The organism is Streptomyces sp. NBC_01237, assembly GCF_035917275.1.
In the GTDB taxonomy this organism is placed as follows: Bacteria; Actinomycetota; Actinomycetes; order Streptomycetales; family Streptomycetaceae; genus Streptomyces.
Window position 1 is genome coordinate 976,881 of record NZ_CP108509.1, and the last position, 23,701, is coordinate 1,000,581.

At 72.0% G+C, this 23,701-nt stretch carries 22 protein-coding genes, 1 pseudogene and 1 riboswitch; of the genes and pseudogenes, 7 read left to right on the forward strand and 16 right to left on the reverse strand.

What is annotated here, in order from left to right:
* Nucleotides 1-3: 3 nt before the first annotated feature.
* Nucleotides 4-1,059 carry a type III polyketide synthase gene (locus tag OG251_RS40575; RefSeq protein ID WP_326682277.1) on the reverse strand — a complete coding sequence of 352 codons (1,056 nt, stop codon included), beginning with the start codon at nucleotides 1,057-1,059 and terminating at the stop codon, nucleotides 4-6.
* Between the two features lie 118 nt (nucleotides 1,060-1,177).
* On the opposite strand from OG251_RS40575, the gene OG251_RS40580 reads away from it, so the two are divergent.
* The 3 genes from OG251_RS40580 (at nucleotide 1,178) to OG251_RS40590 (ending at nucleotide 3,733) form a co-directional block, all read left to right on the forward strand.
* The gene (locus OG251_RS40580; RefSeq protein WP_442818460.1) at nucleotides 1,178-2,047 is read left to right on the forward strand and encodes a UbiA family prenyltransferase; all 870 of its coding nucleotides are present in this window, start codon (nucleotides 1,178-1,180) and stop codon (nucleotides 2,045-2,047) included.
* A 115-nt stretch (nucleotides 2,048-2,162) separates the two neighbouring features.
* Complete coding sequence (locus tag OG251_RS40585; protein WP_326682278.1) at nucleotides 2,163-3,242, forward strand: NAD(P)H-dependent amine dehydrogenase family protein; 1,080 nt, start codon at nucleotides 2,163-2,165, stop codon at nucleotides 3,240-3,242.
* A complete protein-coding gene (locus OG251_RS40590; RefSeq protein ID WP_326682279.1) occupies nucleotides 3,239-3,733 on the forward strand; it encodes a carboxymuconolactone decarboxylase family protein in 495 nt (164 codons plus the stop codon). The genes OG251_RS40585 and OG251_RS40590 overlap by 4 nt, the downstream gene beginning before the upstream one ends.
* Here the strand turns inward: OG251_RS40590 and OG251_RS40595 are convergent.
* Together OG251_RS40595 and OG251_RS40600 are read right to left on the reverse strand one after the other, a co-directional pair.
* A complete protein-coding gene (locus OG251_RS40595; RefSeq protein WP_385893148.1) occupies nucleotides 3,720-5,348 on the reverse strand; it encodes a GMC oxidoreductase in 1,629 nt (542 codons plus the stop codon). The genes OG251_RS40590 and OG251_RS40595 overlap by 14 nt on opposite strands.
* Before the next feature lie 200 nt (nucleotides 5,349-5,548).
* Nucleotides 5,549-6,457, reverse strand: coding sequence for a transglycosylase SLT domain-containing protein (locus OG251_RS40600; protein ID WP_326682281.1), 909 nt, complete (start codon nucleotides 6,455-6,457; stop codon nucleotides 5,549-5,551).
* A gap of 2 nt (nucleotides 6,458-6,459) precedes the next feature.
* A riboswitch (cyclic di-AMP (ydaO/yuaA leader) is annotated at nucleotides 6,460-6,619 on the reverse strand.
* 487 nt (nucleotides 6,620-7,106) lie between these two features.
* Here OG251_RS40600 and OG251_RS40605 point away from each other — a divergent pair.
* Nucleotides 7,107-8,525 (forward strand): FAD-dependent oxidoreductase, encoded by a 1,419-nt coding sequence (locus OG251_RS40605; protein ID WP_326682282.1) that lies wholly within the window; start codon nucleotides 7,107-7,109, stop codon nucleotides 8,523-8,525.
* Nucleotides 8,526-8,555: 30 nt separating this feature from the next.
* Here OG251_RS40605 and OG251_RS40610 read toward each other — a convergent pair whose 3' ends face one another.
* Together OG251_RS40610 and OG251_RS40615 are read right to left on the reverse strand one after the other, a co-directional pair.
* Nucleotides 8,556-11,063: a SpoIIE family protein phosphatase gene (locus OG251_RS40610; RefSeq protein WP_442818461.1), complete on the reverse strand. Its 2,508-nt coding sequence runs from the start codon at nucleotides 11,061-11,063 to the stop codon at nucleotides 8,556-8,558.
* A gap of 106 nt (nucleotides 11,064-11,169) precedes the next feature.
* Complete coding sequence (locus OG251_RS40615) at nucleotides 11,170-11,763, reverse strand: hypothetical protein (protein ID WP_442818477.1); 594 nt, start codon at nucleotides 11,761-11,763, stop codon at nucleotides 11,170-11,172.
* Between the two features lie 200 nt (nucleotides 11,764-11,963).
* Between OG251_RS40615 and OG251_RS40620 the strand changes: the two genes are divergently transcribed.
* Nucleotides 11,964-13,319: a helix-turn-helix domain-containing protein gene (locus tag OG251_RS40620; protein ID WP_326682284.1), complete on the forward strand. Its 1,356-nt coding sequence runs from the start codon at nucleotides 11,964-11,966 to the stop codon at nucleotides 13,317-13,319.
* A 29-nt stretch (nucleotides 13,320-13,348) separates the two neighbouring features.
* Here the strand turns inward: OG251_RS40620 and OG251_RS40625 are convergent.
* Nucleotides 13,349-13,676, reverse strand: a pseudogene (locus OG251_RS40625) (plasmid stabilization protein).
* 216 nt (nucleotides 13,677-13,892) lie between these two features.
* On the opposite strand from OG251_RS40625, the gene OG251_RS40630 reads away from it, so the two are divergent.
* A complete protein-coding gene (locus tag OG251_RS40630; RefSeq protein WP_326682285.1) occupies nucleotides 13,893-14,909 on the forward strand; it encodes a PHP domain-containing protein in 1,017 nt (338 codons plus the stop codon).
* A gap of 73 nt (nucleotides 14,910-14,982) precedes the next feature.
* Here the strand turns inward: OG251_RS40630 and OG251_RS40635 are convergent, their stop codons facing one another.
* Both OG251_RS40635 and OG251_RS40640 read right to left on the reverse strand, forming a co-directional pair.
* Nucleotides 14,983-15,174 carry a DUF6381 family protein gene (locus OG251_RS40635; RefSeq protein ID WP_326682286.1) on the reverse strand — a complete coding sequence of 64 codons (192 nt, stop codon included), beginning with the start codon at nucleotides 15,172-15,174 and terminating at the stop codon, nucleotides 14,983-14,985.
* Between the two features lie 158 nt (nucleotides 15,175-15,332).
* Nucleotides 15,333-15,710: a hypothetical protein gene (locus OG251_RS40640; RefSeq protein ID WP_266811216.1), complete on the reverse strand. Its 378-nt coding sequence runs from the start codon at nucleotides 15,708-15,710 to the stop codon at nucleotides 15,333-15,335.
* A 114-nt stretch (nucleotides 15,711-15,824) separates the two neighbouring features.
* On the opposite strand from OG251_RS40640, the gene OG251_RS40645 reads away from it, so the two are divergent.
* The gene (locus OG251_RS40645; protein WP_399589418.1) at nucleotides 15,825-16,163 is read left to right on the forward strand and encodes a DUF779 domain-containing protein; all 339 of its coding nucleotides are present in this window, start codon (nucleotides 15,825-15,827) and stop codon (nucleotides 16,161-16,163) included.
* A gap of 67 nt (nucleotides 16,164-16,230) precedes the next feature.
* Here the strand turns inward: OG251_RS40645 and OG251_RS40650 are convergent, their stop codons facing one another.
* The 8 genes from OG251_RS40650 to OG251_RS40685 all read right to left on the reverse strand — a co-directional run bounded on the left by OG251_RS40650 (nucleotide 16,231) and on the right by OG251_RS40685 (nucleotide 23,678).
* On the reverse strand, nucleotides 16,231-16,971 hold the full coding sequence (locus tag OG251_RS40650) for a hypothetical protein (RefSeq protein WP_326682288.1): 741 nt from the start codon (nucleotides 16,969-16,971) through the stop codon (nucleotides 16,231-16,233).
* Nucleotides 16,972-17,038: 67 nt separating this feature from the next.
* Nucleotides 17,039-17,233 (reverse strand): hypothetical protein, encoded by a 195-nt coding sequence (locus OG251_RS40655; RefSeq protein ID WP_073721363.1) that lies wholly within the window; start codon nucleotides 17,231-17,233, stop codon nucleotides 17,039-17,041.
* A 117-nt stretch (nucleotides 17,234-17,350) separates the two neighbouring features.
* Complete coding sequence (locus OG251_RS40660; RefSeq protein ID WP_326682782.1) at nucleotides 17,351-18,250, reverse strand: phosphatidylinositol-specific phospholipase C/glycerophosphodiester phosphodiesterase family protein; 900 nt, start codon at nucleotides 18,248-18,250, stop codon at nucleotides 17,351-17,353.
* 259 nt (nucleotides 18,251-18,509) lie between these two features.
* On the reverse strand, nucleotides 18,510-19,190 hold the full coding sequence (locus OG251_RS40665) for an ABC transporter ATP-binding protein (protein WP_326682289.1): 681 nt from the start codon (nucleotides 19,188-19,190) through the stop codon (nucleotides 18,510-18,512).
* Complete coding sequence (locus OG251_RS40670) at nucleotides 19,183-20,172, reverse strand: ABC transporter ATP-binding protein (protein ID WP_326682290.1); 990 nt, start codon at nucleotides 20,170-20,172, stop codon at nucleotides 19,183-19,185. Before OG251_RS40670 ends, OG251_RS40665 begins: the two co-directional genes overlap by 8 nt.
* A gap of 50 nt (nucleotides 20,173-20,222) precedes the next feature.
* Complete coding sequence (locus OG251_RS40675) at nucleotides 20,223-21,080, reverse strand: ABC transporter permease (protein ID WP_326682291.1); 858 nt, start codon at nucleotides 21,078-21,080, stop codon at nucleotides 20,223-20,225.
* The gene (locus OG251_RS40680) at nucleotides 21,073-22,038 is read right to left on the reverse strand and encodes an ABC transporter permease (RefSeq protein WP_326682783.1); all 966 of its coding nucleotides are present in this window, start codon (nucleotides 22,036-22,038) and stop codon (nucleotides 21,073-21,075) included. The genes OG251_RS40675 and OG251_RS40680 overlap by 8 nt, the downstream gene beginning before the upstream one ends.
* Before the next feature lie 23 nt (nucleotides 22,039-22,061).
* The gene (locus tag OG251_RS40685; protein ID WP_326682292.1) at nucleotides 22,062-23,678 is read right to left on the reverse strand and encodes an ABC transporter substrate-binding protein; all 1,617 of its coding nucleotides are present in this window, start codon (nucleotides 23,676-23,678) and stop codon (nucleotides 22,062-22,064) included.
* Between the last annotated feature and the right edge of the window lie 23 nt (nucleotides 23,679-23,701).

The following is a 23,701-nucleotide window of genomic DNA, read 5'->3' on the forward strand; positions in this document are numbered from 1 at the left end:
GTCCTACCAGCGCAGCAGCACCAGTTCGCAGCAGAATCCGGGTCCCATGGCCATCAGCAGACCGGGCGTTCCCGGTTCGGGCCGCCGCTCCGCCAGCGTGTCCCGAAGGACGTGCAGGACCGAGGACGAGGACAGATTGCCCACGTCGGCCAGTGAGCGCCGGGTGACGTCGAGGGCGTTCTCGGGCAGTGCGAGGGCCTCGGAGACGGCTTCGAGCACTTTGGGGCCGCCCGGATGGCACACCCAGTGGGCGATGTCCTTCGGTTTGAGGCCGTGTTCCGCCAGGAATCCGCTCACGTCGTCGGCGAGATACCGGCGGACCACGTCGGGGACGGCCGGGTCGAGCACCACCTTGAAGCCGGTGCTGCGGACGTCCCAGCCCATGATGTGCTCGGTGTCCGGGTACATCCGGCTCCGGGTGGCGACCACCTCGGGGCCGGCGGTGCGGGGCCGGCGGTCTCCGGTGACGACGACGGCGGCCGCACCGTCGCCGAACAGCGCGGTCGCCACCAGGTTGGCGGGGGTCACGTCATCGCGCTGGAAGGTGAGGGAGCAGAGCTCGACCGAGAGCAGTACGGCGACGTGGTCGGGCGCGCCGAGCAGATAGTCGTGCAGCCGGGCCACCCCGGCCGCTCCGGCGACGCATCCCAGGCCGAAGACCGGCAGCCTCTTGACGTCCTGCCGCAGGCCGAGGCGGCCCACGAGCCGGGCGTCGACGGACGGCGCGGCCACTCCGGTGACGGAGGTGAACATGAGCAGGTCCACATCGGTGGCCCGCAGTCCGGCGGCGCGCAGTGCGCCGCGTACCGCCTCGGCGCCGAGGTCGACCGCAGCGCCGACGAACACGTCGTTGGCCCCGCCGAAGCCGTCGAGTGCGTCATAGCGTTCCAGCGGCAGGACCGTGTGGCGGTTGCGGACCTGCGCGTTCTCGTGGAGCCGGTCCAGTACGCGGCGGTCGGCGCCCGGCGGCAGGCAGGTGCGCGCCACCATGTCGGTGACCTCCCGCTGGGCGTGGCGGTGCGGTGGCAGGGCCCCGTGGACAGCTGCGATCCGGCTCATCCCGACTCCTGCTTAGGCGGCGTCATGGCCCCATCCTGCCCCCAGAAGTGGATGAATCGCCGTAAACGACCCGTGCGGCTGTCGTGTTGGCCCGGCCCCGGGTCCGTACGATCAGCCGATGGACAACCCGGACGAACCGGCCATGACCGTGGCGGTCACCCCGCCGTTCCACCGCGCTGCGGGGCTAGCCATGGCCTGTCATCCCGGGCCGGTGGTCGCGGTGACGTCGCTGGCTGCCGCGCTGGCCGTCGCCGCCGGTTCGAGCGCGGCCCGTTGCCTCCTGATCGGCGCGGCCGTGCTGGCCGGTCAGCTCTCGGTCGGCTGGTGCAACGACGCCTACGACGCGCGGCGCGACGCCGAGGCCGGCCGCCGGGGAAAGCCGGTGGCCCTCGGGGCGGTGAGCCCCGGCGAGGTGTGGGCAGCGGCGTTCATCGCCCTCGCCCTGTGCGTACCGCTGTCGCTGGCCTGCGGCCCGCAGGCGGGTACGGTGCATCTGGCCGCGGTCGCCGCGGCGTGGCTGTACAACCTGCGGCTCAAGGCGACCGCCCTGTCCTGGCTCCCCTATGCGGCCGGATTCGGCGCGCTGCCGGCCGTGGTGACCCTGAGCCTGCCGGGCCACCCCTGGCCCGCGTGGTGGGCGGTGGGCGCCGGTGCGCTGCTCGGGTTCGCGGCCCATCTGGGCGACACGCTCGCGGACATCGCCGACGACGAGCGGGCCGGTATCCGCGGTCTGCCGCACCGGCTCGGCGCCACGGGCACCCGGCTGCTGCTGCCGCTCGCCCCGGCGGCGGCGACGGCGGTGCTGGTGCTGGGCCCCGCGGGGCCACCGGACCGGTGGGGCGCGGCCACGCTCGCGCTGGTCCTCCCGACGGCGTTCGCCGGACTCGTCCTGGGCCGGTTCTGGCGCAAGGCGGCTCTGGCGGGGACGGTGGCCGTGGCGGCGGTGGACCTGTCCCTGCTCCTGGTCCGGGGCAGCAGCTTCACCTGACCCCGCACCAGGAACGGGGGATCTCCTCCCGCCGACGGCGGGGGTCCCGGCCGCGGTCCCGTATTTTCCGGTCGCGGCACTATGAACTGATAGGTCCTCCCGCTACCCTCCGCGCATGATTTCCACGGTTGTCTGGGGAACTGGCAACGTCGGCCGCGCGGCGATCCGCGCCGTCGAAGCACATCCGGCCCTCGCACTCACCGCCGTCATCGTCCACGACCCCGCCAAAGTCGGCCGGGACGCCGGTGACCTCGGCGGGACGGGCCGCCGTCTGGGGGTCGCCGCGACCGACGACGCCGCCGGTGTGCTGGCCGCCGGTCCGCGGGCGGTGGTGTACGCGGCGTCGGGCGACATCCGCCCCGACGAGGCCCTCGACGACATCTGCCGGGCGATCCGGGCCGGTGCCGTGGTCGTCACCCCCGCGCTGTACGCGCTCTACGACCAGCTCAACGCCCCCGCGGAGCTGCGGGAGCCGGTCCTGGCCGCCATCGCGGACGGCGGCGGCTCGCTGTTCGTCTCCGGAGTCGACCCCGGCTGGGGCAACGATGTGCTGCCCCTGCTGATCAGCGGCCTCGGCACCACCGTGGACGTGATCCGCTGCCAGGAGATCTTCGACTACTCCACCTACGACCAGGAGGACTCGGTCCGCGACCTGATCGGCATGGGCCGGCCGATGGACTTCGAGCCGCTGATGCTCGCCCCGACGGTCCCCACGATGGTGTGGGGCGGGCAGATACGGCTGATGGCCAGGGCGCTCGGGGTCGAACTGGACGGGATTCGCGAGACGTTGGAGCGGTGCCCGCTGGAGACCGCGGTGACGACCAGGACGATGGGCGGGTTCGAGGCCGGTACGCAGGGTGCGGTGCGGTTCGAGGTGCAGGGCATCGTCGAGGGCGAGCCCCGCATCGTCATCGAGCACATCACCCGCATCCACCCCTCCTGCGCACCGCACTGGCCGAGCCCGCCCGACGGCGACGGCGCGCACCGGGTGGTCATCGAGGGCCGCCCGCGTATCGAGGTCACGGTGGAGGCCACCGACGAGGGCGAGAACCGGTCGGCGGGCGGGAACGCCACCGCGGTCGGCCGCCTCGTGAGCGCCGTCGACTGGCTCGTGGCGGCGGAACCCGGACTGTACGACGCACTCGACGTCCCACTGCGCCCCGCAGTCGGCAGACTCGGAAGGAGATCACGATGAACATCGACATCCCCGAAGGCAAGGACGCCATCGCGTACGTATGGGGCGAGATGGTCCCGGGGATCGGCATCGCCGCCGCGAATTTCTCCATGGCGGTGTACGCCCACACGACCCTGGGCCTGCGCGAGTTCGAGGCCGCCCGGCTGCGGACCGCGCAGATCAACGGGTGCGCGTTCTGCCTGGACTGGCGCACCGAACGGGACGGGGAGACGGTCGAGGACACGTTCGCCGACGCGGTGACCCAGTGGCGTACCGCCGATGTCTTCGACGTGCGGACCCGGCTCGCCGCGGAGTACGCCGAGCGGTACGCCCTGGACCACCACGGCCTCGACGAGGAGTTCTGGACCCGGATGAGCGCGGCCTACAGTCAGCTGGAGATCGTGGAGCTGAGCATGAGCATCGGCTCCTGGCTGGCGTTCGGCCGGCTCAACCATGTACTGGGCCTCGACACGGTGTGTGCGCTGCCCAGCCACGCGGTCACAGATCAGTAGCGATGATCTCCTCGATGTTCCGTTCGGCGAGCGCGGTGATGGTGACGAACGGGTTGACGCTGGTGTTGCCGGGGATCAGCGAGCCGTCGATGACGTAGAGCCCCGCGTAGCCGTGCAGGCGGCCGTAGTTGTCGGTGGCCCTGTCCAGCACCGCGCCGCCGAGCGGGTGGTACGTGAGGTGATCGCCCCAGATCTTGTAGACGCCGAACAGGTCGGTCCGGTAGATCGTCCCCTCCTTTTTGTTGATCTTGTCGAAGATGGTTCTGGCGGCATCGATGGACGGCTGCTTCCAGGCGGCCTGCCAGTTCAGGTCGACCTTGCCCGTCGCGGCGTTCCAGGCGAACTCGGCACGGTGGGGGTTCCTGGTGATCGACAGATAGAACGAGGCGTAGGTCTCGATGCCGGTGGGCAGCGGTGCGACCTCGGCGAACGCTCCCCCGGCGGCCCAGTTGTCGATGCCGCCGGTGGGTATGGACGACTGGACCTTGCCCGTCGAGTCCCACATGTGGTTGGCGCGGCCGCACATGACGTTGCCGTTGTCGCCCCAGCCCTTGCCGATCTCGCCGTTCAGCCGGGACAGCGCTCCGGTGGCCTTCAGCGCGACCAGCAGTTTGCTGGTGCCGACGCTGCCCGCGGCGAAGAACACCTTGTCCGCGGTGACGGACTTGGTCTCGGCGGTGTTGCCCGAAGTGTCGATCCGGTCGATGAGGACGGTGTAGCCGCCGGTGGCCGCGGGGGCTACCGAGGTGACCTTGTGCAGCGGGGAGATGGTGACCCTGCCGGTGGCCCTGATCCGGTCGAGGTAGGTCTTCTGCAGCGACTTCTTGCCGTAGTTGTTCCCGTAGAGGATCTCCCCGTCCAGCGCCGACTTGGGGACGCTTCCGGCCGCCTCCTGCTTCATGTAGTCCCAGTCGTACACGGCGGGCACGAAGACGAACGGGAACCCGGACCGCTCCGCGTGCTTGCGGCCGACCCGGGCGTACCGGTAGCACTCGGCGGTGTCGAACCAGGCCGGGTCGATGGTGCCGACCCCGAGCCCGGCGTTGGCGCGCGGGTAGTACGTGCCGTACATCTCGTCGGCGTTCACCGACGGAAGGATGGCGCCGAAGTTCTCCCGTCTGGGCGTGACCGCCATACCCCCGTTGACCAGCGAACCGCCACCCACCCCGCGGCCCTGGTAGACCGTGATGCCGGCGAACTCCTCGGCGTCCAGGATCCCGGTGTAGCGCGGGACGTTCCTGTCGATCGGGAAACCGAGGAAGTTGCTGAGCGGCTGCTTCGTCCTGGTGCGCAGCCAGTAGGAACGGTAGTCCGGGCTGGTCGTGTTGGCGAAGATCCTGCCGTCCGGGCCCGGGGTGTCCCAGGCCATGCCCATCTCGATCATGTGCACATCGACGCCCGCTTCGGCGAGGCGCAGCGCGGCGACGGAGCCGCCGTACCCGGTGCCGATCACCAGGACCGGCACATGGGCGCCGGGATCGATCGGAGCGGACTCGGCCGCGGTCGCCGCCCGCGCCGGGGCCGAGTGGCCCGTAAGGGCCACGGCTCCAAGAAGAGAACCTGTTCCTGTGATGAAACGACGGCGCGAGACCCTCTTGGATCCCGCATTCTGCATGGTAGCGTCACTCATGTGACTTCCCTCACTCTCGACAGAGTGCAACAGGTTCTACTGTCGATCGCGTGGTAAGTCACTACATACCTGTGGGTAACTTGCACCGGATGCCCGGCATGATCCGGAATCACCGATGGGCGGTGAAGGGGCCGAAAGCCCCTTCACCGCCCATCGGTTCGTCCCACTGCCGGCACTGCCATGTATCAGTAGGCCCCGAACACGTTGTCGATCGAGCCGTACTTGTCGGCGGCGTAGTTGCACGCGGCGGTGATGTTGGCGACCGGGTCGAGGCTGTCCATCGACGTACCGGGCACGTGGTACGCCTGGAAGGTCGGGTCGATGACCTGGAGGAGCCCCTTGGACGGGGTCCCGGCGACGGCGTTCGAGTCCCAGTTGTTGACGACCTGCGGGTTGCCGGACGACTCACGCATGATGTTGCGGTGGATGCCGTCGTAGCTGCCGGGGATGCCGTGCTCGGCCATGACGGCCAGCGACTCCTTGATCCAGCCGTCGAGATCGTCCGTGTACGTCGCGGGCTGCTCGGCGGGGACGGTGGTGGTGTCGGCGACGGCGGTGGCCTCGGCGACGCCGTTCGCGGTCCCGGTGGTGTCGTCCGCCGGGGTCGTGGCGGCGGCACCGGGGGCACCGTGCGCGGCCTGCGGTGCGGCCGTCCGCTCGGAGCGGTCGGCACGGTCGCCACCCGCGGCCCGGTCCGACGACGCGTCGGAGGACTTGGAGCCGGTCACTGATGCGGCGCCGACCGACAGCTTCAGACCGGGGTGAATCAGATCGGGGTTGCCGCCGACGGCCTCCCGGTTGTCCTCGTACAGCTTCTGCCAGCCGCCACCGAGGGAATACGCACGGGCGATCTTGGAAAGGGAATCACCCGCGATGACGGAATGAGTCGTCACGGCGCCCTTACCGACGGCGATTTCCTTGGCGGATACGGCAGTGGGCGCCTTTTCGGCGGTGGCGGATTGCGCGGGCGCCGCCGAGGCGACGGTCGCACCGGCCAGCGGAATCACGAGAGCGGCTCCGCCCGCACCCACGGCGATGATGCCGCGGGTCAGCGAAGTGGCCTTGAAACGACGGTGCTTACCCATGGAGGGCATGGTGGATTCCTCTCCGTCGCCTACGAGGTGAGCTGTCGGGTTCAGGCTGGAGTTGCCTGGCCGCACGCGAATGCGACTTCACCCCGAGCCGATCCGGATACCGGATCGGCGGCTTACCTGGGTCCCCCGCTCCTGCCGTACGTAAGTAGGTCCGATTGCCGGACGGCGGCAGGATTAGGCGTTCCATCCGGATTGACGGTGACCGTAGGCGAGAAAGGCCGGGCAGAACAAGCCCCGAATTCTTGATCGCAATTCTTCCGCAAGATCAATTCATGGAAATACCTGTCGGCAATCCCACAGCGCGAAGTCAACTTTCCCGTCGCAGAAGGGAACCGGGCGACGTGTCACGCCGTCAGGGGTCCGGAACGTGACTCTCGCCACTGAGTCCGAAAAGGCCGTTTTGCTCCACACTCCGAAGATCGCGCATCGCCCGCACGGCCTTCGTGAGCGGAAAGTCTAATTCCGGAAAATCCCCCATAATGCAGAATTCGGGCATCTTGGGGCGGACCGATGGACTCCACAGGACCCCGGCCCGAGGTCCGGCCGCGGCAGGGCTTAACGTGTGCGGTGGAGACTGGTAAGCCAAGCCTTACTTGCGCAGCTTGCCACCCGTCCTGCCCGCGTCGCCCGCCCTAAGGAACAACACGCCATGACACGCCCCGTCCGCGTCGCCATCGTCGGAGCCGGTCCCGCCGGGATCTACGCAGCGGACGCGCTGCTCAAATCCGAAGCCGCACAGGACCCGGGCGTATCGATCGACCTGTTCGAGCGCATGCCCGCCCCCTTCGGCCTGATCCGCTACGGCGTGGCCCCGGACCACCCGCGGATCAAGGGCATCGTCAAGGCACTCCACCAGGTGCTGGACAAGCCGCAGCTGCGGCTGTTCGGCAACGTCGACTACCCCCATGACATCGGGCTGGACGAGCTGCGGTCCTTCTACGACGCGGTGATCTTCTCCACCGGCGCCGACGCCGACCGCGCGCTCGGTCTCCCCGGGATCGAGCTGGACGGCTCCTACGGCGCGGCCGACTTCGTCTCCTGGTACGACGGGCACCCCGAGGTGCCCCGCAGCTGGCCGCTGACGGCCGAGAAGGTCGCCGTACTGGGCGTCGGGAACGTGGCCCTGGACGTGGCGCGCATACTCGCCAAGACGGCCGACGAGCTGCTGCCGACGGAGATCCCGGCCAACGTGTACGAGGGCCTCAAGGCCAACAAGGCACTCGAAGTGCATGTCTTCGGCCGCCGCGGTCCGGCCCAGGCCAAGTTCAGCCCGATGGAACTGCGGGAGCTGGACCACTCGCCCAACATCGAGGTCATCGTCAACCCCGAGGACATCGACTACGACGCGGGGTCCATCGAGACCCGGCGGGGCAACAAGCAGGCCAACATGGTCGCCTCCACGCTGGAGAACTGGGCGATCCGCGATGTCGGCGACCGGCCGCACAAGCTCTTCCTGCACTTCTTCGAGTCGCCCGTCGAGGTCCTGGGCGAGGACGGCCGCGTGGCGGGTCTGCGGACCGAGCGGACCGAGCTGGACGGCACGGGCAACGTCCGGGGCACCGGCGAGTTCACCGACTGGGACGTGCAGAGCGTCTACCGTGCGGTCGGCTACTACTCGCAGGAGCTCCCGAAGCTCCCCTTCGACGTCTCCTCCGGCACCGTTCCGCACGCCGCCGGACGCGTCATCGCCGGTGAGGAGCCGATGACGTCCGTGTACGTCACCGGCTGGATCAAGCGTGGACCGATCGGCCTGATCGGGCACACCAAGGGTGACGCCAACGAAACGGTCGCCTGCCTGCTGGAGGACCGCGCCGAGGGCCGGCTGCCCGCCCCCGCACAGCCGGACCCGGACGCCGTCGTCGCCTTCCTCGACGAACGAGGCGTCCGCTACACCACGCGTGAGGGCTGGCACCGCCTGGACGCGCACGAGCAGGCGCTGGGTGCGGCCGAGGGCCGCGAGCGGATCAAGGTCGTGGACCGCTCCGCCATGCTGGACGCGTCGGGCGCTCCCGCCGTGTCGGGGGCTTCCGGTGCCTCCGATCCGGCGGACGCCCCCGCCGGTTCCTGACCGGCCGGAACCGCGCCGCTGGACGGCGGCTCAGTCCGCCGCCGTCCAGCGGGAGGCGAGCAGCAGCGCGATGTCGTCGGGCCGGTCGTCGGCCTGCCCCGCCTCCTCGATCACCCGGTCCGCGATGTCGCCGAGGGATGCCGAGCCGAGCGCGGCGATGCCGCTCCGCAGCCGCTCGATGCCCTCGTCGATGTCGGTCCCCGCGCGCTCGATGAGCCCGTCGGTGAACAGGGCCAGCATCGCCCCGGGGTCGAGCCGGAATTCCGTGACCGGGTAGACCGCCTCGCTGTCGATGCCGAGGACGATGCCACCGGCGAGGTCCAGGACCTCCGTCGTGCCGTCGGGATGGCGCAGCACGGGCTGCGGATGCCCCGCCCGCACCGCCTGGACGACACCGGTGACGGGGTCGAGGACGACATAGCAGCAACTGGCGAACTGGCCGGGGTCGAGATCGATGAGCAGCCTGTTAGTACCGCTCATCACCTCCTGCGGATCACGTGCGCCGAGAGCGAAGGCGCGTACGGCGCTGCGCAGTTGGCCCATGGTCGCGGCGGCTGCCACACCGTGTCCCTGGACGTCGCCGATGACCAGGGCGGGACCGCGGCCGGTCTCGATGACGTCGTACCAGTCGCCGCCGACGTCCATGCCCTGCGTGCCGGAGAGGTACCGGGCGGCCGTGTCGACGCCTTCGATCCCGGGCAGCCGGTGCGGCAGCAGGGCGTCCTGCAGACCCCGGGCCAGCGCCGCCTCGCTGTCGTAGCGCTGGGCCCGCTTGAGTGCCTGTGCGATGAGCCCCGCCAGGGCGGTGAGGACGGTGCGCTCCTCCGGGCTGAAGCCGCGCGGCCGGTCGAAGCCGAGGATGCAGGAGCCGACCAGCCGCCCGGAGGCGATCAGCGGCAGGAAGGCCCGCGCTCCGACGTCGGCGTCCATGGGGATGCCGGGATAGGCCTCCCCCAGGCGCTCCATGGACTCGAAGAAGATGGGGCGGCCCGAGGTGAGCGTCTCCACTCCGGGGATACGGGCGTCGAGACCGACGCCGTCGAACCGGTCGAGGAAGCCCTTGGGGAAGCCGGTCTCCCAGGCCAGATAGAGATGGCGTTCGCTCAGCAGATAGATCGCCAGCTGTCTGCCGCCGAAGGCGGGCAGCAGTTCCTCGGTGACGACGGCGGACACCTGGCGGGCGGTGACGGCCTCCGTCAGCGCGATGGCGAGGGCGACCGGCCGGTACAGGGCGGCGGATCGGTCGGCCGGGGAGCCCAGTCCGGCGCCCGGCACGACGACGGACCCGGGGGCGTAGGCCGGCTGTTCCGTGGCGTCGAGCACCACCGTCACCCCGTCGTGGCCGGGGTACATGGAGACGGAGAGCCATTCATCCGGGGCGCGGCGGGCCAGGAAGTGGACGGCCTCGTCCGAGAGCAGCGCGGCCCGGTGGTGGTCCTCGTAGGCGGGGTGCCCGAACCACGGCAGGGTCTCCCACAGGACGCGCCCGACCAGCTCGGTCCGGCTGCGGCCGAGGAGGTCCTCGGCCAGGTGGTTGGCGTAGGTGATCCGGCCGAGCCGGTCGAGCGAGAAGATGCCGCGGGGTATCCGTTCGGCCGCCTCCGCGACGACCGGGCCGGCGCCGAGGTCCACCACGAAGCCGGTCAGGTGGCTGGCCGCTCCGTCGCCGGTCGGGTGGACCCCGCGTCCCGAGAGTTCCAGCAGGTGCGAGCGGCCGTCGGGTCCCCGCAGCCGCATCCTGCGGACGACGGAGGCGTCCGGCTCCACGGCTTGGCGGGCGAGTGCCCACAGCCCGTACACGTCCTCCGGCACCAGCCGCGCCGCGAGGGCGTCGACGGTGCCCGGGAATGCGGCGGGGGTGGTGCCGAGGATCGCGCACATCTCCTCGTCGGCGGTGACGGCGCCGCTTTCGAGTTCCCAGTCGAAGCGGCCGATCCGCAGCGGCGGCGCGATGGCCGCGGGCAGCTGGACGGGCAGCGGCGCCTCGTCCCACAGGCACGAGGTGCCACCGGATCCGAGTTCCGCGAGGTCCTGGCCGAGCCGCCGGGCGATGCGCTGGAGCCGCCCGCTCTCGGCGGGTGCCACCGGCTCCCCGGGCGTGGCGGCGCGCATCACGAACAGGACGCCCGCTCGGTCCCGGCCGGCCCCGACCGGGAGGTACAGCGAGCCGAAGGGGAACGGCAGCCCCGCCATCAGCTGCGGGAAGCGGCGCATGGCCTCCTCCGCGTCGGCCAGGAGCACCGCTCTGCCCGTGCGGTAGGACTCGGACACCGGGAAGGGCCGCTTGACCTGCATGCGCCACCAGGGGCGGAACAGCGGACCGGGCAGCCCCGCGAGTACCGCCAGCCTCAGCAGTCCGGGCGTCGACGAACGCAGGTACACACCGCCCGCGTATCCCCCCGCGGACTCGATCGCGCTCACGGCGGCCTGGGCGAGCACCAGGGAAAGCTCGTCCGGTACTCGGCCAGTGCTCGCTTCCCCTGCCACATCCCCGCTCTCGTCGAGCGGGGTGTGCCGGGTCGTGCCGTGCCGGGTCACACAGCCAGCATGCTCCCCCTCCGCCGTGCCGCGCACCTTCGCGGGCCGCGGCCCGGGCGGCTCGCGAAGGGTGCCGTACGGCTCGCTCCGGCTGCCGTACGGCGGCTCAGTGGAGCTTGGCGACGGCGGTGCGGGTGCTCTTCCTGAAGCCCTCCAGCGGTGCTCCGTCGAGATCGCCCAGCTGGCCCCATTCCAGGACGGTCACCGTCCGGCCGTCACGGCCGACCGAGTAGAGGCCGATGTCGGTCGAGCCGCCCTCGGGGTGGGACGTGTCGACGCTGTAGACGTGCGCGCCGTCCTCGACGTTCACCCGGCCGTGGTAGAAGGCCTCGCCCTCAAGCCCCGGGTCCTCCTCCTTGAGCCGGTCCAGGCAGCTTTCGAGCGCGGCACGGAGCTCGGCGGCCAGTGCCGTCGCCCGCGCGGTGGTGGCCGCGACCGTGGTGGTCTGGCGTGCGCCGGTGTCCAGCTCCGTCCGGAAATCGCGATGGCCGGTGGACGCCGCCGGCGCGATACCGGCGGTGCAGACGGAGCCGGAGTCGGGCAGTCCCCGGCGCACCGGACCGGCGGTCCACGGGCTGAGGGAGGCGGGCAGCTGCGAGGCCGAGAGGAACTTCGGCGCCGCGGGGGCCGCGAGCGAGGCGGGTGCGGCGGCGGCCGGTGAGGGTGCGGTGAGGGTGATGCCCGCGGCTACGGCGGCCATGACGGCGGCACGGATCTTGTTCACGGAAGTACTCCCCGTTTCGGTGGCTGAGCGGAACGGGCACCAGCCTCGGCGGCCGTCGGGGCGGTGCCAAGCACGACACGAACCCCTGGAACGGCGGAACCATCCCACCCCCGGTGACGTGGGGTCTTTCAGTGGGGTGGAACGCCCTCCTGGGACGGCCGGGGAGGTCGAGGGGGTTGGCAACAGCCGAGGAGAGCGCGAGCGAGGCCTTCGCGGCGCGGCTGCGCGCCCTGCGGGACGGGTCCGGCCGCACCTACGCCTCCCTCGCACGGCGGGTGGACATCAGCGCCTCGACACTGCACCGGTACTGCGTGGGACGGACGGTGCCGATCGCGTTCGCGCCGGTGGAGCGGCTGGCCCGCTTCTGCGGGTGCGGGGGCGACGACCTCGCGGCGCTGCACCGCCTGTGGATCATGGCGGACGCCGAACGGAACCGGCGACGGGTCCCGGTGCCGAGCCTGCCGGCCGCCCCCGTCACGGCCGGGGGCTCCACGAAGGGCGAGGGTGGCGGGGACGGGCGGGAGCCTGTCGTACGTGCCCCGGCGCGGCGGCGCGGTCCGTACGCCGCCACTGCCCTGCTCGCGACGCTCATCACGCTGACCCTGATCGTCGTGTTCGGCGGAACGCCGTTCTCGGGGGCGGACGGACCGGGAGCGGCCGTGGAGAAGTCCGAGGGGCGTGTCCCCGGAGCGGAACGGCCACGACGGGCCGTCGTCCCCTCCCCTGCCGCCCCCTCCTCCGGCGCCCCCTCCCCCGATGTCACGCCCTCCCCTTCCGGCGACGCGGCGGCCGGGGCGGTGGACCGCCCGCGGCAGCCGCGGGCGACGGTGGCCGAGAACGGCGTCGGCTCCGCCGGGGAACGGGAGGGCGACGCGTTGCCCCTCTCGTGGACCACCGACGATCACATCTGGAAGAACGGGTGCGATCACGGCTATCTCCTCGGCGGGGACACCGCGGAGGTGCCCCCGCCGCCGGTGGAGGCGGACGCCGAGTCCTGGGCACGGTCCCTCGGTGCCGTGCACGCGTCCGACACCGGCGTGCGGATCACGCTCCAGGGCAAGGGTGAGCGGGCGGTGGTCCTCGAATCGCTGCGGATCCGGGTGACCGCCCGGCGGGAGCCGCCGAAGCGGGACGTCTACCGCATGAATCACGGGTGCGGCGGCGCGCTCACTCCCCGCCTGTTCGATGTGGACCTGGACCTGCCGCGGCCGCTCGCGCGGTCCGTCGCGGGCAATGACTCCGGTGAGCCGATCGCGGCGGTCGCGTTCCCGTACAGCGTCTCGGCGACGGACCCGGAGGTCTTCCTGGTCACCGGTCGCACGGCCGGCTGTGACTGCGACTGGTACGGGGAGCTGCGATGGAGCGCCGGCGGGCGATCCGGGACCGTGCGCATCGACGACAACGGCAGCCCGTTCCGCACCAGCGGTGCCCGGGGACGTCCGGTGTACGACTACGACTCCCACGCCGGCCGCTGGGTACGCGCCGAGCCGGAAGCACCCCTGCGTCAGCGTGGCGGCGGGCCGCTGCGTTAGCGCGGCCGGCTCGGGCGCCCGGCGGCCGTTCAGCCGCCCAGGGCCTTACGCGGTTGCTCCTTGTTCATCGAGGAGCGGTCCCCGATGTTCCGCCTCTTCGCCTCGCCGTACAACTGGTCCCTGGTCGGCCCCCCGGGCCCCGCTGTGCGACCGCTCCCCACCGCGTTCGTACGCCGACTTGCTGTCCTGCGTCCATGCTCTGCTCGCGGTCCTGGACTCGCCGGCCCTCGCCCGCTCCTTGTTCACGGTGCGGGCGGCGATCTCCTTCGCACGCCCGGTCGACTCGCCGCGCTTCTCGGCGCCCTCCTTGATGTGCTCGTACTGACGTTCACGCTTCCGACGGGAACCTGCGGGCACGACGCCTCTCCTCTCCGTGTCACGGCGGTGTGCGGCCCGGACAGCGCACGTCCACCACTCCACAGCGCCGGACCGCGCGCCGCCGGCGGAGCGGGGGCGGGCAGGGCGGCCGACGGCTCGCCGCCGTGCGGGCCGGTGGGCATCCGGCGATGCTGGTTGCGGACAGCCCCGGACGTCCCCGTCATCGGCGCTCGCCGTTCCGCCAGGGAGGTACTGATGGATCCGGCCACCGCCTTGCGGCGGATCGCGTTTCTGCTGGAGCGCTCGCAGGGCGCCACGTACCGGGTACGGGCGTTCCGCCGCGCGGCCGAGGCGGTCGAGGACCTGTCCGGAGACGAACTCGCGGAACGGGTGACGCGGGGAACTCTCGAAAAGGTGAGCGGCATCGGGCCCAGGACGGGCCAGGTGATCCGGGAGGCGCTGGCGGGCCGGGTGCCGGAGTACCTGGACCGGCTGGAGACGGAGGCCACGGTCCCGCTCGCCGAGGGGGGCGAGGCGCTGCTCACGCGTCTGCGGGGCGACTGCCATCTGCATTCCGACTGGTCGGACGGTGGCAGTCCGGTCGAGGAGATGGGACGGACGGCCATGGAGCTGGGCCACGAGTGGGCGGTCCTCACCGATCACTCCCCCCGGCTGACGGTCGCGAACGGACTGTCCGCGCCGAGGCTGCGGGAGCAGCTGAAGGTAGTGGCGGAACTCAACGAGCGGTGGGCGCCGTTCCGGCTGCTCACCGGCATCGAGTGCGACATCCTCCCGGACGGCTCGCTCGATCAGGAACCGGAGCTGCTGGAACAGCTCGATGTGGTCGTCGTGTCGGTGCACTCCAAGCTGCGCATGGAGGCCGGGGCGATGACGCGGCGGCTGGAAGCGGCGGTGCGCGACCCGCACGCCGATGTCCTGGGCCACTGCACGGGGCGCCTCGTCGCGGGCCGGAGCCGGCCGGAGTCGGATTTCGACGCGGACCGGGTCTTCGCCGCGTGTGCCGAGTCCGCGACGGCGGTGGAGATCAACTGCCGCCCGGAACGGCTGGATCCGCCGCGGCGGCTGCTGCGCCGGGCCGTCGAGGCGGGCGTGCTCTTCGCCATCGACACCGACGCGCACGCTCCGGGACAGCTGGACTGGCAGATCCTCGGCTGTGCGCGGGCCGAGGAGTGCGGGGTGCCCGTGGAGCGCGTCGTCACGTCATGGACGGCCGACCGGCTGCTGGAGTGGACCTCACCGGGGGCCCGGTGAGGTCCGGGCCATCGGCCGGGAGCTGCCGCGCGGGGGTCCGGGAGGAGCACGTCGCGGGGCCCGGGAGGAGCACCTACTTCTGCGGGTGGATGTCTCCGCCGGCCATGCCGCTCTGCTGTTCGCTGCGGTCACGGATCGTCCGGGCCTTCTTCTCCAGGCGCTTGCGCTCCTCCGGGTCTGTCGCGCGCTGCGCGGCCTCGGTCAGCTGCTGTGCCTTCTCGCGCATCTGCCGGGCCAGGTTCGCAGGTTCGTCGGAACCGCTCATCACCACTCCTCGGACGGTACGGGCCACCACGTCGGGGGACCAACACCCCCAGCGAACCAGTGCCGCGGCACACCCGCATCCCGGAACCGCCCGGCGGGGAGCACAGCGAGTGCGCACCCGCCCCGTGCCGCCCGCCGGAACACCGTGAGGCGCGCTGCCTACAGGACGGGACCGGGGTCGTCGTCGGGGCCGCCCGCCTCGACCCGGAGCGCGAGATCCCGCAGCACGTCGGTCGATGTCACGTCCGTCTGTCCGGAGTCGTGCACCTGCGCCAGCATCGTGAAGGCCAGGGTGAAGGCGCCCACGAGCTGCTCGACCGCGCCGCCGACCTCACGCCCGACCACGCTCACCACCTCCTCGACGGAGAAGTCCTCGGGGATCGCGATGTGGGGCATCGTCTCGTTCAGCAGGGCGGTGACAGCACCGGCACCGCTGTCCAGATCGTCCCGGTCGACGTCCGCCTCCAGCAGCCGCTGCATCTCACCCGCCTCGGTGAGAATGCCGATCACGCGCTTCACAACTTCCCTCTGCTCCATGTCGCGAGCATAGGGCGTGCAACCTTGCCGCAACGTCAGGTGCGGTTGACTCGGCCCGTCCGTGGCCGGTCGGGGAAGGGCTGATACGTGGATCACGTTCCGAACGCTCCGGTAGTGGAGTTCACCGACGCGGCGGCCGATCTGGTCAGACGGCTGCGGGCGGGCCACGGCCCGTTGATGTTCCACCAGTCGGGCGGCTGCTGCGACGGCAGCGCGCCCATGTGCTACCTGGCCGGTGAGTTCCGTACCGGGAACTCCGATGTGCTGCTCGCCGATCTCGCCGTCGAGGGCGTCGCCGAGACGGTGCCCTTCTGGATGTCGAGGAGCCAGTACGAGGTGTGGGCGCACACCCGGCTGATCGTCGATGTGGTGGAGGGTCGCGGCAGCGGGTTCTCGCTGGAGGCTCCGGAAGGGGTGAGGTTCCTCATCCGCTCACGGCTCGTCGGCACCTGAGGCGCGCCCCGGTGCACGGAGCGCCCATGCGTGGGGACGGCCGGTGCGCGGGGCCCTGTGCGGGGGCTCAGCGCGGCCGGCGCTGTTTGTGGGAGCGGTTCTCCAGCATGGCCCGGCGGATTCCCGCCGCGGTCGCCCTGGCGTGGTCCGGGGTGGCCGTGTGGTCGGCGACCGAGGTGACGAAGCGGTGCGTGGGCTGTCGGCAGCGGCCGCAGGGCGCGTCGGTGGTGATCAGATGGCCGTCCTCGCACTGCGGGTCGGCGCACTGGCCCGGCCGCAGCAGCTGCTCGGCGATGTCCTGGGCGCTCCAGCGCCGCCTGCCGTCCTCGTCCTTCTCGTTGAGGGCGTGGGCCCAGCGGAGGTTCCACCGGCGTTCGATGCGTTCGCGCAGACCGCCCGCGGTGCGCCGGCCGAGCTCCTGGTGGATCAGCTCCTGGACGGACTGCGGTACGCGACCGCCGAACGCCTGCATCAGCGGCTGCGGCAGGGCCTGCAGAACGTAGCGCGGCGGATTGCCCTTCGCGTCCTCGCGCCACCTCTGGCATTCGCAGGAGCCGTCGGGCCGCCGCGGGCTCTGGCAGCGGCCGCACAGGCCGCGGCACTCGGCGCACAGCCCGTCGTCGAGCCCGTCCACATGCGGCGCGGGAGCCCGGCCGCACTCACGGCAGCAGGAGGCGCACGGCCCGCAGAGCCGTTCGTTGCCCACCTTCGTCGACCAGGTCCGCATCTGGCACCGGCAGCAGAGTCCGTTGTTGCAGTACTCGTGGTGGGCGGCGCCCGAGTGCCGTCCGGGTGGCGGGAAAGACATGGCCCCATTGTGCGGGATCGGGCCGCACCGGCACGAACCGTCCGCGGGGACGGGGCGCCGGTCCCGGTCAGGGGTTCAGGGCGCTGACCACGTTCGCGGTGGCGACGATGCCTTCCTGGATGGTCGGCGCCATGCTCGTGCCCGCGAGGCAGAACCCGAGCAGGGCGCAGACCAGCGCATGGGAGAGCTTCAGCCCGCCGTTGCGCAGGAAGATCACTGCCAGGATCAGCATCAGCAGCACCAACGAGATCGAAATAGCCATGGCCAACCTCCACCGCCGCGCCGGAATTGCGGCATTCGGCCGCCAGTGTGGCGTAGCGGAAAGGCCGTTCGGCGCACTGGCGTGTCCGCCGAACGGGTACTTACCGGCTGTGGCGCGTCAGTCGGCCCGGACGGCGCTCCCCCGGGCGCGCAGGAAGCGTTCGAGGCCCGCCAGGTCGTCGGTGTTCAGATGGTCGGCCCCGGCCGCGAGCAGCTCGGTCCATACGGCGTCGCGCTCGGGTCCCGCGAGGTCCGGGGTGGCCCAGAAACGGACGCGCTGACCCCGCCGGTGGGCGGTCTTGACGAGACCGGCGAGCCGGTCCCGTTCGGCGGCCGGGAAGGGGCCCGCGCCCAGCCAGCCGAAGGACTGGGTCCAGTTGGCGCTGATGAGCGGGATGAAGGACGCGGTGGCCGCCGTACCGAGGTCTTCGAGGCGGCCGTCGTAGAAGGCGTACCGGGTGTGCTGCGCCTCCATGGGGGCACGGGCGGCGCGGTCGCCGGAGATGACGGGGGTGACCGCTCCGGCGCGGACCCTGCCGTGGCTGTAGCGGGTCAGCATCCGGCGGTAGCGCTGGAGCTGCCGGTCCAGTTCGAGGTAGGCGGCCACGCCGTCGGCCTTGATGTCGATCAGCAGCTGCAGCGGGGCGCGGTGTCCGGGGGGGACGCTGCCGTGGTTCGCCCCGGCCAGGGCCAGCAGCGGATCGAGGTAGAGGGAGGCGAGGGTGCGGGTGGGGTCGAGGCCGGCGGCGTCGTGGGCGACGAGCAGCTCGCCGTCGACGAGGAAGATGTCCGCCTCGACGCTGGTGAAGCCGTGCGCGAGGGCGTCGTGGAGCGGTCGCGGGTGCAGGTAGTCGTTGTGCGCGTGGGCGTGGCGCAGAGGACGCGGTCCGTGGGGGCGGCCGTGGTCGCCCGGGTTGCCGGAGGGGGCGGCGACGGCCGCCCCGGCGGGGACGACCACGCCCGCGGCCGCGGTGGCGAGCGCGGTGGTGACGACTCTGCGACGGGTCAGGTGTGCCATGGCCATGGGGTCTCCCTGAAGCGGTGGGAAGAGCAGAGCGGTGCGGACGGACGCGACCGAGTATGGGGGCGCGCACCGCCTTCACGGCAGGTACCTGCCAAGAGTTGGAGCGGTCGTCGTCCGCCCGTCGACTGCGCTGCGCCCGTTGTTCGGCCTCGGCGCCGGGCCATGGAGGGGACGGGCCGTCAGCCAGGCATCGTCCGGCGCCGGCCGGATCCGCCGCGGGCAGCGGCCGCGCGGGCCGTGCCGTCGCGGGGGATCAGCCGCGCTCCTCCGGTCCGTGCCGCGGGGCCGGTTCGTCCCAGCGGACCGTCCGGTCGCACCAGCGCTCCAGCAGCACCCGGTCGTGGCCTACCGCCAGCAGCCCCGCCCCGGACTCCTCGCGGTAGGACTCCACGACGGCCACCAGGGCGGCGGTCGTCGAGGCGTCGAGCATCGCGGTCATCTCGTCGCAGATCAGCAGTCTCGGCTCCAGGACCAACGCACGCGCGAGGCAGGCCCGTTGCAGCTGGCCGTCGCTCACCGCGTGCGGACGGCGGTCGAGCAGTTCCCCGGTCAGCCCGACGCGTCCGGCCAGCTCTCCCACCCGGTCCGCGACCTCCCCGCGCCGCCCCGTGGACCGCAGCGGCTGGGCGATGAGTTCGCGCAGGCTCAGCCGGGGGTCGGCGGAGAGCCGGGGCTGCTGGAAGACGACGCCGACCGCGGTCCGCTGCGCCTGCGGGGCCCGGTGGCGCCAGCCGCGTACCGCTTCTCCGCCGAGGGTGACGGTGCCCGCGTCGGGGCGGTGCAGCAGGGCCGCGACCCTGGCCAGGGTGGACTTGCCGCAGCCGCTCGGACCGAGCAGCCCGACCGCCTCGGCCGGGGCGACGCTCAGCGAGACGTCGCGGACGACGGGGCGCCCCGGGTCGTATCCGGCGGTGATGCCGGTGAGCTCAAGCATCGGCGGACTCCTCGCTCCGGCGGTCCTCACCGGTGGGCAGGCTGTGATGGCAGGCGACGGCCCCGTCGAACGCGGGCAGCACGGCGCACTGTTCATCGGCACGGGCGCAGCGGGCGGCGAACGCGCATCCCTCGGGCAGGGCGCCCAGCTCCGGCGGCATCCCGGGGATCGGCGTGAAGTCCCGCTCCGGCAGGGCGTCGAGCAGCCCCCTCGCGTACGGGTGCCGGGGCCCCGGGTGCCCGAAGAAGCGCTCGGCGTCGGCGAGTTCGACGATCCGTCCGGCGTACATCACGGCCACCCGGTCGGCGATCCGCTCGGCGGCCGCGAGGTCGTGGGTGATGAGCAGCAGTGCACGGCCCCCGTCGGTGTGGCGGCGCAGCTCGTCGACGGTCCGCTCCACGAGGTCCCGGTCGAGCCCGGTCGTGGGTTCGTCGGCGAGGAGCAGCGGCGCGTCGCCGATCAGGGCGAGTGCGGTGGCGGCGCGCTGGGCGAGGCCGCCGGAGAGTTCGTGCGGGTAGCGGTCGAGGTGGTCGGCGGGGAACGAGGCGCGGGCGGCGGCCGCCTCCGCCGCCGCCCGTACGGCGGGCCTGCGTACCCCCGTCAGTTCGCGGAGGGTCTCCTCCAGCTGGGCGCGGACCGTGCGCACGGGGGTGAGGTGGGCGGCGGGGCTCTGCGGTACGAGTCCGATGCGGCGGCCGCGTACCGAGCGGGCGAGGGTGCGTTCGTCCGCGGTGAGCAGGTCGGTGTCCCCGGCCAGGAGGGCGCTGCCCGTGGTCCCGGCGTTGGCGGGCAGCAGTCCGAGCAGCGCGGAGGCGAGTACGGACTTGCCGCAGCCGCTCTCGCCGACCAGCGCCAGGCACTCCCCGGCCGCGAGGTCGAAGTGGGCGTCGGTGACGGCCGCGATGTGCCGCCCGCCGCGCAGCCGGAAGCGGACGGAGAGCCCCCGCACGGACAGCACCGGAGCCCCCGGCACGGACGGCACACGGTGTCCCGGCGCGGACGTCCGGCGCGGCCGGTCTTCGCTCGGGCGGGTCACAGCATCAGCTCCGATCGGCGGCGCGGATTGATCCGCTCGCGCCAGGCACCGGCGAGGCCCGCCAGGGCGAGCGTCGGAATGATCAGGAAGAGGCCGGGGAAGAGCGTCGGCCACCAGTCACCGGCGAGCAGCGATCCGCGCGCGGACTGCACGAGGTTGCCGAGGCTCGCCTGGTGGGCGGGCAGGCCGAGGCCCAGGAAGGACAGCGCCGACTCGTGCCACATGGCGTGCGGCACCATGAGGACGGCCGCCAGACCGGCCTGCGGCAGCACCCCGGGCAGCAGGTGCCGCACGATGACCCGTCCCCGCGAGGCGCCGCCGGAGATCGCCGCGTCGATGAAGGGGCGCGAGCGCAGCGAGAGCACTTCGGAGCGGACGATGCGTGCCGTGGACAGCCAGTGCGTCAGGGCCACGGAGACGATCACCGGCCAGACGCCGGGCCGGAACATCGCGACGATGAAGATGCCGAGCAGCAGGTGCGGTACGGACGAGAAGGTGTCGACCAGCCGCATGACGACCCGGTCGGTCCAGCCGCCGAACGCCGCGGCCAGGGCACCGACGGCCGTGCCGATGACGGTTGCGGTGAGGGCGGCGACCAGTCCGACGAGCAGGGAGACGCGCAGCCCGTAGACGCAGCGCAGCAGCAGGTCCCGGCCCACGTCGTCCGTTCCGAACGGGTGCGCGAGGGAAGGCGGTCGCAGCTTGGCGGCGAGGTCGACGGCCTGCTGGTCGAGCTGGACCAGCGGCGGTACGACGAGGACGGCCAGCAGCACGGCGGCCACGATCCCCGCCGAGGCGACCACACGGATGCGGCGGCTGGTGCGGCGCGGGGACGCGAACACGGCCTCAGCCATCGAAGCCCACTCTCGGATCGGCCAGTCCGTACAGCAGATCGGACAGGAGGTTGCCCAGCAGCACCGCCACGGTGGCGAGCACCGTGAGGGAGGCGAGCAGCGCGAAGTCCACGGAGGTGGCGGCCTGCACGGTGGCGGCGGCGATGCCGGGCCAGCTGAAGACCGTCTCGACGAGGAGTGCGCCGGTGATGAGTTCGGGGACGCGGGAGCCGATCAGGGTGAGCATCGGCAGCATGCCGGAGCGCAGGGCGTGGCCGAGCAGCACGGTGCGTTCGCGCAGTCCGCGGGCGCGGGCGCCGCGTACCGGGTCCTCGTCCAGGGCGTCGGCGACTCCCTGGCGCACGTAGAGGAAGAACCACGGCAGCTGGGAGATCCCGAGGACCGCCGCGGGCAGCACCAGGTGGGAGGCGACCTGGCCGAAGGTGACCGTGTCGCTGGCGGCGTCGGTGAGTCCGCCGGCCGGCAGGACGTCCAGTTTCAGGGCGAAGAACCAGATGGCGAGCAGCCCGAGCCAGAAGGCGGGGGCGGCTTCCAGGGTGTACGCGGCCGAGCTGACGCACCGGTCGAGCGAGCCGCCGGGACGGCGGGCGGCCAGGACACCGAGGCCGGTGCCGAGCAGGATGGCGACGACGAAGGCGGTGGCGGCGAGCAGCACGGACCAGCCGACGCGTTCGCCGATGACATCGGCGACCGGCTGGCGCATCACGCTGGAGTCGCCGAAGTCGCCCTGGAGCGCGGAGGTGAGCCAGTTCCACCAGCGGGTGACCAGCGGCCGGTCGACGCCGAGGTTGGCGCGGAGCTGGTCGAGGTTCTCCTGCGAGGCGGTGAGGCCCGCGGTGCCCGCGTAGGCCTTGACGGGGTCGAAGGGGGATGCGGCGGCGACGGCGAACACGCCGAAGGTGACGACGCCGAGGACGGGCACGGCGAACAGGGCCCGCCGTCCCGCCATCCGCGCCATCGGCCCCCAGGGGAGGCGGCGTTTCACTTCTCCGCGCCCTCGGGGGTCCACTTCTCGACGTTCCACCAGGGGCCGGAGGCCAGGCCGTGGTCGTGCGGTTCGACCTGTGTGGTGAGCGGGCCGAACCGGTCGTCGACGACGTAGAGGTGGTCGATGTGGGTGAGGAAGGTGTAGCCGGGGTTCTTGACCAGTTCCCGCTGGACCGTGTCGTACGCGGCCCGGCGGGCGGCCTTGTCACCGCTCCTGCGGCCCGCTTCGAGGGCCGTGTCGACGGCCTTGTTGTCGTACCACGCCATGTTGTTGAAGCCGTCGCCCGCGAGGGAGGACTTCAGCAGGGTGTACTGGTCGAAGTCGGGGTCGGCGGGCGATCCGCCGCCGGCGAGGACGGCGTCCTGCTTCATCCGGGGCTCGATGACCTCCCAGGTCCCGGCCTCGGCGGTGATGTCGATGCCGGCCTTCTTGGCGTCGGAGGCGTAGGCGAGGGCGTGTTCCTGGCGGAGCTTGTCGCCGGTGAGGTACCAGAGCGGGAAGGCGGCGCGTACGCCGTCCTTGGCGCGGATGCCGTCCTTGCCGGGCTTCCAGCCCGCCGTGTCGAGGATCTTCTTCGCGGCGGCGAGGTCGTGGGTGCGCTCGGTGCCCTTGGTGAACCACTCGCTGTCGGTGGGGACGGGACCGTAGGCGGGCTTGCCCTCGCCGTTGAGGATGGAGTCGACCATGGCCTGCCGGTCGACGGCGACATCGAGTGCGCGCCGGACTGCGGTGTCACCGGCGACCTTGTTGTGGGTGGGCAGGGTCACGGTGCGGTAGTCGTACGTCGTGGCCGCGTAGGTCCGCTTGCCGTCGTCGCCCTTGAAGCCCTTGGCGAGGTTGGGCGGCAGGATCGCGCCGTCGAGGTCGCCGGAGCGCAGCCGGGTGGCGCGCACGTCGTCGTCCTTGATGATCGCCATGGTGAACTTCTTGATCTTCGGTGCGCCGCCCCAGTAATCGGGGTTGGCCCTGAAGCTCAGTTTCTCGCCCTTGGACCACTTGGTGAGGAGGTAGGGCCCGGTGCCGATGGGGTGGGTGGTGAAGGCGCCGGTATTGACGTCCTGCCCGCCCGCGACGTGTTCGGGGGCGATGGGCAGGACGGTGCGCTGGGCGAACGGCGCGTAGGGGTACTTGAGGGTGAAGACGACGCTGTCCTCGCCGACCGCCTCGACGGATTTCACCGCGTCCAGCTCGGTGCGGGAGGCGTTGTTCGTCTTCTCGTCCAGGACGGTGCGGTAGGTGAAGACGACGTCCTTGGCGCCGAAGGGCTTTCCGTCGCTGAACGTGACGCCCTTGCGGAGCCGGTAGGTGTAGGTGAGCCCGTCGGCGCTGACCTCGGGCAGGGCGGTGGCGAGCGCGGGCCGCAGCGTCATCCCGCCGTCGAGCGCGAGCAGCCCGTCGAAGATCTTGGAGTTGCCGTCCTTGCCGTAGCCGAGCAGCGGGCTGAGGCTGTCGGGCTCGTACGCGATACCGACGACCGCGGAGTCCGCGGAACCCGCCCCGGAGCCGGAACCCGCGTCCGGATCTCCCGGATTCGAGCAGGCCGCCGCGGATATCGACAGCACGGTCGCCAGCACGGTGGCGACCGCTCCCCGTATCGATCGGGCCGTCATACTCTGCACATCCCTATTGAAGA

Bases quoted from the DNA above. Each gene is read 5' to 3' on its own strand.
- OG251_RS40575 (WP_326682277.1), bottom strand. From the start codon at position 1,059: ATGAGCCGGATCGCAGCTGTCCACGGGGCCCTGCCACCGCACCGCCAC.
- OG251_RS40580 (WP_442818460.1), top strand. From the start codon at position 1,178: ATGGACAACCCGGACGAACCGGCCATGACCGTGGCGGTCACCCCGCCG.
- OG251_RS40585 (WP_326682278.1), top strand. From the start codon at position 2,163: ATGATTTCCACGGTTGTCTGGGGAACTGGCAACGTCGGCCGCGCGGCG.
- OG251_RS40590 (WP_326682279.1), top strand. From the start codon at position 3,239: ATGAACATCGACATCCCCGAAGGCAAGGACGCCATCGCGTACGTATGG.
- OG251_RS40595 (WP_385893148.1), bottom strand. From the start codon at position 5,348: ATGCAGAATGCGGGATCCAAGAGGGTCTCGCGCCGTCGTTTCATCACA.
- OG251_RS40600 (WP_326682281.1), bottom strand. From the start codon at position 6,457: ATGCCCTCCATGGGTAAGCACCGTCGTTTCAAGGCCACTTCGCTGACC.
- OG251_RS40605 (WP_326682282.1), top strand. From the start codon at position 7,107: ATGACACGCCCCGTCCGCGTCGCCATCGTCGGAGCCGGTCCCGCCGGG.
- OG251_RS40615 (WP_442818477.1), bottom strand. From the start codon at position 11,763: ATGGCCGCCGTAGCCGCGGGCATCACCCTCACCGCACCCTCACCGGCC.
- OG251_RS40630 (WP_326682285.1), top strand. From the start codon at position 13,893: ATGGATCCGGCCACCGCCTTGCGGCGGATCGCGTTTCTGCTGGAGCGC.
- OG251_RS40635 (WP_326682286.1), bottom strand. From the start codon at position 15,174: ATGAGCGGTTCCGACGAACCTGCGAACCTGGCCCGGCAGATGCGCGAG.
- OG251_RS40640 (WP_266811216.1), bottom strand. From the start codon at position 15,710: ATGGAGCAGAGGGAAGTTGTGAAGCGCGTGATCGGCATTCTCACCGAG.
- OG251_RS40650 (WP_326682288.1), bottom strand. From the start codon at position 16,971: ATGTCTTTCCCGCCACCCGGACGGCACTCGGGCGCCGCCCACCACGAG.
- OG251_RS40655 (WP_073721363.1), bottom strand. From the start codon at position 17,233: ATGGCTATTTCGATCTCGTTGGTGCTGCTGATGCTGATCCTGGCAGTG.
- OG251_RS40660 (WP_326682782.1), bottom strand. From the start codon at position 18,250: ATGGCACACCTGACCCGTCGCAGAGTCGTCACCACCGCGCTCGCCACC.
- OG251_RS40665 (WP_326682289.1), bottom strand. From the start codon at position 19,190: ATGCTTGAGCTCACCGGCATCACCGCCGGATACGACCCGGGGCGCCCC.
- OG251_RS40675 (WP_326682291.1), bottom strand. From the start codon at position 21,080: ATGGCTGAGGCCGTGTTCGCGTCCCCGCGCCGCACCAGCCGCCGCATC.
- OG251_RS40680 (WP_326682783.1), bottom strand. From the start codon at position 22,038: ATGGCGCGGATGGCGGGACGGCGGGCCCTGTTCGCCGTGCCCGTCCTC.
- OG251_RS40685 (WP_326682292.1), bottom strand. From the start codon at position 23,678: ATGACGGCCCGATCGATACGGGGAGCGGTCGCCACCGTGCTGGCGACC.